This window comes from Phytoactinopolyspora endophytica (assembly GCF_004138495.1).
In the GTDB taxonomy this organism is placed as follows: domain Bacteria; phylum Actinomycetota; class Actinomycetes; order Jiangellales; family Jiangellaceae; genus Phytoactinopolyspora; species Phytoactinopolyspora endophytica.
Genome location: NZ_ML142851.1, coordinates 33,316 through 42,863, shown reverse-complemented (window position 1 = coordinate 42,863; position 9,548 = coordinate 33,316). Strand labels below are relative to the sequence as shown.

Here is a 9,548-nt window from a genome sequence, read left to right as displayed (position 1 = left end):
TGCTTGCGTTACCGCAAGCACAGTCCGTCTCGTCATATCTGTGTGGGGGACGAACCCCCTACACCCCCGGTCCGCGTTGGTCGGTGGTTGCTCGGGCGAGCCGGGTGTGGCGTGTGCGCGAGCTCGGAGCCCCGGTTGTGGTGGGGTTTCGCTCGTTCGGTGCGTCGCGACCCGCTACTCCTTCTTTCTGAACAGCCGCATGGTGAGTGGCCCGAAGACCGCGACGAAGACCACGCACGCCAGCAGCACCCAACCGATCTGGGATGTGTCGACGTCACCGTGCATCAACCCGCGTGACGCCGACGACAGATGAGTGATCGGATTCACGTCGACGAATGCCTGAAGCCAGCCGGGCATGGTGGACGGGTCGACGAAGACATTACTGATGAACGTGAGCGGGAAAAGGATCATCATGCTCACCGCCATCAGCGACTCCTCAGTACGCATGAGAAATCCGAGCGCTGTCCAGACCCACGACAGGCTGAAGGCGAAGACCAACAGCAACGCGACCGCCGCCACTACACCCAGCGCTCCCCCGTCGGGCCGGAAGCCCAGCAGCAGGCCCAGACCGATCACGATGATGGACGCGAGGGTGTAGCGCAGTACGTCGCCGAAGAGCGCACCGACGAGAACGGCCGGCCGCCAGATCGGCAACGACCGGAACCGGTCGAAGACACCCTTGTTGATGTCCTTGTTGATCCCCAGGCCGGTGTACATGGTGATCATCGCCACCGTGAGCACAAGGATTCCGGGTAGCAGGTCCTGTATGTACTCACGCGGCGATCCGGCCAGTGCGCCGCCGAACAGGTACGTGAACATGAGCGTGAACATGATGGGAAACATGGTCACGTCGAACAGCTGCTCGGGAACATGTTTGATCTTCAGCAGCGCACGCCAGCCGAAGGTCAGCGAGACCTGCACTGGATTCGGGCGAGTCGGTCGCTCGCGAGTGGACAGCGCTGCGAGCAGCTTCTCGTCGACGGCGGGCGTTCCATTGTGAACATGGGTCGAAGCCGAATGGGTGGACATTATGCCGCTTCCTCGGTCTCTTCGTCGTTCTCTTCTGCCGGATGCCCAGTCAGGGCGAGGAACACTTCATCCAGGCTCGGCTGGCCGAGGGAGAACTCGGCGACCGCGATGCCGGATGCGGTCAACTCGGAGATGGCGCCGGACACCCGTCCGGCGTCGGCGGAGCGAGCCGTCAGCGCGACAGGGTCATGTTCGAGGTATACCTCGGTACCCAGCCGTTCGGTGAGCACGCGTTCAGCCTCGGGCCGCTGGCCGGCGTCACGGAGCCGTACGTGTACGGCCCCGGAACCTACCGAGGCCTTCAGCTCGCCGCTGGTGCCTTCGGCGATCACCTTTCCATGGTCGACGACGGCGATCCGGTTGGCGAGCTGATCCGCCTCGTCGAGGTATTGCGTGGTGAGGAGCACTGTGGTCCCGCCGGCCACCAGTACACGGACGATATCCCACACCTGGTTCCGGCTACGCGGGTCCAGCCCGGTCGTCGGCTCGTCCAGGAAGAGCACGTCGGGTGTCGCCAAGATGCTCGCGGCGATGTCGATGCGGCGACGCATACCTCCCGAGTACTTCTTCACTTGGCGATCCGCGGCATCCTCGAGCCCGAACGCGTCGAGCAGCTCGGCTGCCCGTTCCCGGGACCGGGTTTTGGAGATGCCGAGTAGCCGGGCGAGCAGGATCAGGTTCTCCAGCCCGGTGAGATCTTCGTCCACGGAGGCGAATTGGCCGGTCAGACTGACTCGGCTTCGCACGGCGTCTGCTTCTCGCACGACGTCATGACCCAGCACACGTGCGTGTCCCGCATCCGGGATCAGCAACGTCGCAAGCATCCGGACCACGGTGGTCTTGCCGGCGCCGTTCGGCCCGAGTATGCCGAAGACGGTGCCGCTGGGCACTTTGAGATCGACTCCGTCGACGGCACGAGTATCGCCGAAGTGTTTGACGAGATCTGACGTCTCGACCGCGAGGTCAGAGTTCGGTTCAGGCACCGTGTCCTCCTCTATCAGCATCCCGGCGGGTCTCGCCGCTGGCAACTCACTACGTTGATAGACCGAACGCGTAAGGAGAACTCATCGCGGCGTGACCCGTCGCCGGTGACGTGCCACAACGCGAGCCCTCAGGAAGCCTCGACCTCGACCAAGCGCCGCGGGCCGGATCCGTGGCCACCGAGCTCGTCGTGCGTGTTGGCCAGGCTGCACCGGTTCAGGGACAGGCACCCGCATCCGATGCAGTCGGTGAAGTCGTCCCGGATCTGCTGCAGCGCCTGGATGCGCTCGTCAAGCTCTTTGCGCCATGCTCGGGAGAGCTTTTCCCAGTCCTTCTTCGTGGGTGTGCGGCCGTCTGGGAGCTCGTCGAGTGCTTCCTTGATCTGCGCCAAAGGTATGCCCACCCGCTGTGCGATCCGGATCAGCGCCACCCGGCGGAGTGTGGCCCGCGCGTAGCGGCGCTGGTTTCCAGTGGTGCGCCGTGACGAGATGAGACCTTTGCGCTCGTAGAAGTGGAGTGCGGAGACTGCCGCACCGCTGCGTGCCGACAGCTCCCCGACGGTCAGCTCCTTCTTGTCCCAAGTCGGTACATCCACGATGTCGTCCACGTGTGCCTTCCAGATTGACCTCAACAGTGGTCGAGGTTTCCAGCGTACCCGTGCGTGTCCGCTCGGACCCTGAGCGCGGGCGGACGTGGCGGATCGGGAGAAGCCGTTGTCAGTGCCGGGGCGAAACCTCGCGTCGACCCGCGCGGAGCACCGCTTGGTCGGCTGCGGCACGGCCCGCACCGTACCCGGCAGCGTTGCCCACCGAGACCGAACGGCTGGCCAACCGATGTGGGAACAGCGAAGCGAAAAGTCTGTCCACAGCCTCTCGTCGCCGGGCGAAGATGGGGACGAGCTCCGCGCCGGCGGATTCCATGCTCGCCCTGTTGATCTCGCGTAGCCGCTCACCGATACGCGTTGCGTATGCGATGAGGAAGGAATGCCGGAACGAACGAGTGCGGGACTTCCCGCCTGATGCGACCTGTGGCCCGGACGAGAGCATCGCCCGGGTGGCTTGCACCATGAGCGACGTGATGAGCAACTCGACATGTTCGAGGTCCACATCGTCCCCCAGCACGGTCACGAAGCCGAGTCCGTCATAGATGACCGATCGGCATCGGTTAGCCGAGGCGACGCTGCTGACGAGGAAGGATTTGGCGGTGACGTAGGGCGAGTCGAGCCAGATCCGGCGGGCGGAGGCAGCCGGCTCATGTGAGCCACCGGCGCCGGCCATGGCTCGCTTGATGGAATGCCGGGTCATCAGCTCCTGTGCCTTGGCTGACAGTGCCTCGGCTTCCTCGCTGAACGGCGTCGACTCGGCTTTGGCCAGCAACGCCCGGATCTTGCCGAGGATGCGCTCATCCACCGGCGAGCCGAGGTTGTGCGTCTCCGGGCCTGTCAATCCGCCCGGCGGCGGGACGATCACGGGAAGCGGACCCATGGTCTTGAAGAGGGCGATGAGTTCGATCACCGTCAGGAGTGCGCTGCTGCGGCTGAGGCCGTGCCGCTGCTCCCATTGGCTGGCGTGTGGCCGGCTCTGATCCCACCATGGTTCGGCTTCGAGCTCGGCGAGCTGCTCGTGCCAGCGAGGATGAATGGTCGAGGCCGCATACGCCGCGGCATAGCCGGCGATCGCATCGACTACCAGGGAATGCGCCGATTTGGGGCGCTTGCGGCGCACCATCTGGTAGACGTCCATCGGAAGCCAGCCCTGATCCCACAGCTGGCCCAGATGCTCTCGGATAACCCGCATGACGGCGGCGTCCACCGCTCGGGTCCCGAGTGGCCCGGCGATGAGTTCATGGGTGAGGTCGTTCACGTCTGAGTGCCGGCGGCGGAGGTAGTGCGAGACGGCCGTCTCGACCGCGACGCTCGCGCTGTCGACATCTGTGCTGAAGTCATTCATGCGGGCTATCTTGACCATTCTCGGCCGGCCGGAGCAGCCGCAGACCCGTAGTGTGGATAACTTGGCGCGCACGCTCGTGGCGGGCGCCAAGCTGTGGAAAATCACCTTAGTCGAGTGTCAATCCGCGCCCGACGATCGTGAGCGTGCGGTCGAGAATCTCGTCCAGAGACTCCCGGTAACCCGACTCATGCCAGTACGTCAATGCCGCCATGAATGCGCGGGTGATCGCCGCCGTCACCACCCGGACGTCCAAATCGTCCGCGGGCCGGCCGGTACGGCGGGCGATGATCTCCCCGAGCTGTATCTCGATCTCCTCCGCGTCGCGGAGCATCTGACTGCGCACGGATGGCTCACCCATGGTGTAGCGCATCCGCCGCCGAATCAGCTCTTCGTCCTCGCGCAGAACCTGACGAAAGACCACTGAGAGGGTCTCCTTGAGGGCGGCGACCGGGTCATGGGCGGCGATCGCCTGGTCGAAGGCCTCGATGAAATGAGGGTCGTACTCGTCATGGACGACGATTCGCTCTTTCGTGCCGAAGTAGCGGTACACCGAACTCGGCGAGACCTCGGCCTCGGCGGCGATCCGCTCGATGGTGACGTTGGCATAGCCGTCCGCGTCGAACAAGTCGAGTGCCACACGCTGAATGTGACGCATCGCCTCGATCTTCTTGCGTTCTCTTCGACCTCGCTCGGCTTTCATCGGATGTGATGATACAGAGGACGCAACATCGGCATTGGTCGCCGACGGGAACAGGCCACGTCACCGCTGCCCGAGTACCTGAGTCCACCAGCTGGTGAACAAGCCTGTCTCGCCACCGATACCGACGCTTCTGCTCTCGCAATCGGAGATGGTCCTGCGTGCGTCGGGATCGCGCATCCACCGATCGACGACGGCCCTGCCCCGGCGGGTGCCCCGGGCGATGTTCTCGTCTACATCCGCCTCATAGCCCGCGGCCCGTGCGCGATCCTGAGGTCCCTGACCATCGGGACCGACGTGCGAGTAGAAGCGGTCGCTACGCATACGGGCACTGTGTGCGCGAGCCGCATCGGTCAGTTCGGGGTCGACGCGGAGAACGGGACAGCCGATCTCCCGTCGAACCTCGTTCGTCGCGTCGAGCACGGCTTGCTCGGCGCGGGTGAGATCGGGAGGCAACCGCCGTGGCGGGTCGCTTGGGCTGAGCGTCGGGTCCGGCTCCGGCGTCGCGGTCGGCTCAGGTGTCGCGGTCGGCCTCGGCGGCACCGTCGAGGTGCTGCTCGGCTCCGGTGTGGCCGTCGCCGTCGGTGGGTCAGCCGGTGGGTCTGGTTCGCTGGGCGGCCGGGGATCGTCCGGCTCATGCGTGGGCCCAGACGACTTCCGCGTCGAGCGCGTCTCCTCGGGATCAGGGCTGGGCTCCGATGGCGTCACCCCTTCCCGGGCCCTTCCTCGTCCCTCGTTCGTCGACCGCGGGTCGGGCGGCGAATCACCGGTCGAGTCGTCGTCGGCGGAGGCCCCGCCGGAAGGCCCCTCCTCGGCCGTCGGATCGTCGTTCGTCGGTCTCGTCGTCAGGTTGTCCGACGACGGAGGCTGCGTGCTGGTCTCACTTGGCCCCCCGAGTTCATCGTCGTCGGACACGAGCGCGGCGTTGGAGTGCTTCGCAGGGCCACTCTGCGCTTGGCCATCCTCGGCTGCCGGCTCATACTCGCGTAGCGCTACGTACGTGCTCGTCATCACAGTGAGCGGTACGACGACCGCCGCGGTGAATCGAATACGTGCAGCGATCAGCGAAGACTTGCGGTGGCGAGGCTGTTCGTTCTCCACCGGTTTTCCCCTACCCTTCCCCGGATGTCGCTCCAAGCACCGGACGTTACACCTGCGGAGCTGGGAAGAATATGGGCCGACTGTCCTATTGTCGATCGCTTGAACGCGCTATATCGACTCGTAAGCGGACATGTCCACCATGCGTCTGAAGGAGTCGCTCAGGTCTGCCTCCCGGCGGCCCGGCGTTCGGCCGTCGAGGGCAGACGGGCATCTCGATTTCGACCGCGTGTCAGTCCTCGCTGTTGCCTTCGATGCGGGGCTCGTCGTCGTCCGCGGGTACAACGCATGCCCGCTCCAGCACCACGGCAGCCACTGTGGCCAGCGCTGAGGCGCCGACGACCGTACCGGCCATCAGGAACCGGTCACGCCCCATCGGAACGGAGAAATGATCCATGGCCAAGATGGCGAGACCTACGTAGGCACCCGCGACGGCCGCACCGAACAGCTCGACCGCCTTGGCCAGGGCGAGCAGCCGAGCCACTCGGAGCGGCCCGAGGTGGCGGTCGTGCCGGCGTTCTCGTACCCAGCCTCTGACCTCGTACGCACCGACGAACAGCACGGCAGCCAGCAGCGCTACGAGTACCGGAAACAAGACGGGGACGGGAGGCAACTCGTGCGAGTAGTCCTGGATGAGCCGACTGATCGACCAGCCGATCGGCGCGGCGACCAGCCCGACCCACACCAGCGTTGCGATCTTCGTCTTCTGCATCGTGGGGATCGAGCCTACGTGGCAGAGCATTGCCCTGCCACGGCCGGTCAGGAAGGCAGCTCGAGCATGTCGTCGGTGCGTCGTACGCCGGTGGCGTCGACGGCGGAGCTCAGCTCGACGACGCTGCCAAGCCCAGGCACGTTGAAATCAGGATCGACGTCCGCCCAGGGCATGAGGACGAACGCACGTTCGGCCAGGCGTGGATGCGGGACTTTGAGGTCGTCGTCGTCTGCGGTGACGTCGCCCACCGCCAGAACATCGACGTCGAGGGTCCGGGAGCTGTTGGCTTCCTCTCTGGTGCGTCCGTATGCGATCTCAGTGGCCATCGCCCGCTCCAGCATCGACCGTGGCGACAGCGTCGTATCCACGACGAGGACCGCATTGAGGAATTTCGGCTGGTCCGCCGGACCTCCTACCGGCTCGGTCTCGTACACGGGTGAGACTGCCACCGCGACGATCTCCGGGGAGTCGGTGAGCGCGTCGACCGCGCCTTGCAGAAAGTCGAGGCGGTCACCCAGATTGCTGCCAAGGGCGTACGCCGCCCGTCGCAGCGGACGGAGGTCGCCCGTCAGGGTGTCGGCGTCGACCACGTTGGGGTTGGGAACATTGCTCACTTGCGGGCCCTTCGAATAGTCACGGTCACGTCACCGACCGGCACCGTCGTAGGTGCCTGCGGCTTGTGCACGGTCACTTCGACTTCTTCCACCCGGATGTCGTCCAGGCAGATGTCAGCGATCCGCTGGGCGAGAGTCTCGACCAGCTTGACCGGATCCCCCTCGACGATGTCGACCACACGTTCGGCAAGGGTGCCGTAGTCGACGGTATCGGACAATTCGTCACTTGCTGCCGCCGGACGTGTATCGACGGCCAATGCGACGTCGACCAGGAAAGGCTGGCCCTGTTCTTGCTCGTGAGGGAACCAGCCATGGCGTCCCTGCGCGGTGATACCGCGCAACTCGATCCGGTCAGGCACGAGACGACCCTAGCCGTAGACGGGTTCGGTGCGCTGCCCCAGGGGGCGTGGGATCGGCCACTCAGAGCTCCTCGGAGCCGCTCGCTCTTCACGTCTCCGCTCCCAACCGAGCGGCCACCCGGACGGCATCGATGTTGGCGGGTACCTCGTGGACCCGGATGCACCAGGCTCCGTCGAGGGCGCTGGTTATCGTCAGCGCGGCGGTGGCGGCGTCGCGCTGCGCCGGCGGCCGTCGCTCACCCGTGGTGGGATCCGCCAGGAGTTCGCCGAGGAACGTCTTGCGCGACGCTGCGACCAGGACCGGGTAACCGGCGTCGACGATCTCGCGCAAACGGTTGAGGATGGTCCAGTTGTGGTCCCATGTCTTGGCGAAGCCGAGTCCCGGGTCGATCACGATCCTGTCCGTGTCGACGCCGGCGGCGAGAGCGGCATCCACGCGCGGCCGGAGCTCCTGCATCAGCTCGGTCACGACGTCTGTGTACGTGGTGTGCTGCTGCATGTGGTCGGCGTGGCCGCGCCAGTGCATCAGGACGACGGGAACGCCCGCGTCTGCGACGACCCGCAGGATGTCCGGGTCGGCGAGACCACCGGAGACATCGTTGACCAGGTGCGCGCCGGCCTTCAGCGCCTGCTCGGCCACCTCGGCGCGCATCGTGTCCACGGACACTGTGAGGCCGGCCGCGGCGAGCTCGCGGATGACGGGCACCACCCTGCGCAGTTCCTCCTCGATCGGCGGCCGCTTGGCTCCGGGACGGGTGGACTCACCGCCCACATCGACGATGTCAGCGCCCTCCGCGGCCAGCCTGAAACCGTGGTCCACTGCGAGCTTCGGGTCGAACCACAGACCGCCGTCGGAGAACGAGTCCGGCGTGACGTTGACGACGCCCATGATCAAGCATCGTTGAGGTTGTGGAAGTCCGGCGGCGTATGCGGCCGGCTCTCCTCGTCGCTGCGTGTTCACCGCAACAGGCTACGGGGTCAGCCCGGGCACCGTGTGGGCGCGCGGGGGTACCAGGCGTGTGTGACCGCCGGCTGTTCGTGAGACTCAGCTCGACGACGCAGGCAGTTGGACCTCTCCTTGCGCGGCGGCTAGGCCGATGTCGGAACGGTGATGGCTGCCGGACAGCTGGATCTTCCCGACGCCTTCGTAGGCGTGCGACCTGGCCTCTTCAAGATCGTCGCCCAGGCCTGTGACGGAGAGTACTCGTCCGCCGCTGGACACGACGGCTCCCGCGGAGTCGACCCGGGTCCCGGCATGCAAGATCTCGACGTCCGGCAACGCCGCGGCATCATCCAGACCGACGACGAGGTCCCCCTTGCGTGGCGCTTCGGGGTAGCCCTCGGCCGCGACCACGACGCTGACCGCCGCGCGGTCGTCCCAGCGTGGGCCGGGATGCTCGGCGAGCGTGCCGGTGGCAGCCGCGAGCAGCAATCCACCGAGACCGGAACGGAGCCGGGCGAACACCGGCTGAATATCCGGATCGCCGAACCGGGCGTTGAACTCGACCACGCGTATGCCGCGTGAGCTGATCGCCAGGCCGGTGTACAGGGCACCGACGAACGGAGTGCCGCGACGGTACATCTCGGCGACGGTCGGGCGCACGACGCGGTCGAGCACATCGTCGACGAAGGTCTCCGGCGTCCACGGCAACGGCGAGTAGGCACCCATGCCGCCGGTGTTCGGCCCGGCGTCGCCGTCGTAGGCGCGTTTGAAATCCTGAGCGGGCGGGAACGGAATGACGGTCTCGCCGTCGGTGACGCAGAAGAGCGAGACCTCGGGACCGTCGAGGAACTCCTCGATGACGACGGTGCCGCACGCCTGAGCGTGGGCGAGAGCCGCGTCGCGGTCGCGGGTCACCACCACACCCTTGCCCGCAGCGAGCCCGTCGTCCTTGACGACGTACGGGGCGCCGAAGCGGTCCAGGGCGTCAGCGACTTGTTCCGGCGTGTCGCAGACGACCGCCATCGCGGTGGGGACATTGGCGGCTGCCATGACCTCTTTGGCGAATGCCTTTGAACCCTCGAGGCGAGCGGCCTGTGCGGACGGCCCGAAGCACGCGATGCCGCGTGCCCGGACGGCATCGGCCGCGCCCTCGACCAGTGGCCCTT

11 protein-coding genes are annotated in these 9,548 nt (G+C 66.2%); all 11 read right to left on the bottom strand.

Annotated features, from left to right (window positions below):
- Nucleotides 1–174: 174 nt before the first annotated feature.
- Nucleotides 175–1,029: an ABC transporter permease gene (locus tag ELR45_RS06105; RefSeq protein WP_129664361.1), complete on the bottom strand. Its 855-nt coding sequence runs from the start codon at nucleotides 1,027–1,029 to the stop codon at nucleotides 175–177.
- A complete protein-coding gene (locus tag ELR45_RS06100) occupies nucleotides 1,029–2,033 on the bottom strand; it encodes an ATP-binding cassette domain-containing protein (protein ID WP_129664359.1) in 1,005 nt (334 codons plus the stop codon). Before ELR45_RS06100 ends, ELR45_RS06105 begins: the two co-directional genes overlap by 1 nt.
- Nucleotides 2,034–2,140: 107 nt before the next feature.
- Nucleotides 2,141–2,605: a redox-sensitive transcriptional activator SoxR gene (gene soxR, locus ELR45_RS40440; RefSeq protein WP_240759199.1), complete on the bottom strand. Its 465-nt coding sequence runs from the start codon at nucleotides 2,603–2,605 to the stop codon at nucleotides 2,141–2,143.
- Between the two features lie 121 nt (nucleotides 2,606–2,726).
- Nucleotides 2,727–3,959, bottom strand: a complete 1,233-nt coding sequence (locus tag ELR45_RS40435; protein ID WP_165367523.1) for a DUF2786 domain-containing protein — start codon at nucleotides 3,957–3,959, stop codon at nucleotides 2,727–2,729.
- Nucleotides 3,960–4,065: 106 nt separating this feature from the next.
- Nucleotides 4,066–4,659: a TetR/AcrR family transcriptional regulator gene (locus ELR45_RS06085; protein WP_129664355.1), complete on the bottom strand. Its 594-nt coding sequence runs from the start codon at nucleotides 4,657–4,659 to the stop codon at nucleotides 4,066–4,068.
- A 60-nt stretch (nucleotides 4,660–4,719) separates the two neighbouring features.
- Nucleotides 4,720–5,667: a CAP domain-containing protein gene (locus tag ELR45_RS06080; RefSeq protein WP_129664353.1), complete on the bottom strand. Its 948-nt coding sequence runs from the start codon at nucleotides 5,665–5,667 to the stop codon at nucleotides 4,720–4,722.
- A 319-nt stretch (nucleotides 5,668–5,986) separates the two neighbouring features.
- Nucleotides 5,987–6,466, bottom strand: coding sequence for a DUF3180 domain-containing protein (locus ELR45_RS06075; RefSeq protein ID WP_165367522.1), 480 nt, complete (start codon nucleotides 6,464–6,466; stop codon nucleotides 5,987–5,989).
- Nucleotides 6,467–6,513: 47 nt separating this feature from the next.
- The gene (gene folK / locus ELR45_RS06070; protein ID WP_129664349.1) at nucleotides 6,514–7,080 is read right to left on the bottom strand and encodes a 2-amino-4-hydroxy-6-hydroxymethyldihydropteridine diphosphokinase; all 567 of its coding nucleotides are present in this window, start codon (nucleotides 7,078–7,080) and stop codon (nucleotides 6,514–6,516) included.
- The gene (gene folB / locus ELR45_RS06065; protein WP_129664347.1) at nucleotides 7,077–7,439 is read right to left on the bottom strand and encodes a dihydroneopterin aldolase; all 363 of its coding nucleotides are present in this window, start codon (nucleotides 7,437–7,439) and stop codon (nucleotides 7,077–7,079) included. The genes folK and folB overlap by 4 nt, the downstream gene beginning before the upstream one ends.
- Before the next feature lie 88 nt (nucleotides 7,440–7,527).
- Nucleotides 7,528–8,328, bottom strand: a complete 801-nt coding sequence (gene folP, locus ELR45_RS06060) for a dihydropteroate synthase (RefSeq protein ID WP_129665022.1) — start codon at nucleotides 8,326–8,328, stop codon at nucleotides 7,528–7,530.
- A 156-nt stretch (nucleotides 8,329–8,484) separates the two neighbouring features.
- Nucleotides 8,485–9,548 (bottom strand): phosphoribosylamine--glycine ligase (gene purD / locus ELR45_RS06055; protein ID WP_240759196.1); only part of this gene is annotated, 1,064 nt, incomplete at its 5' end.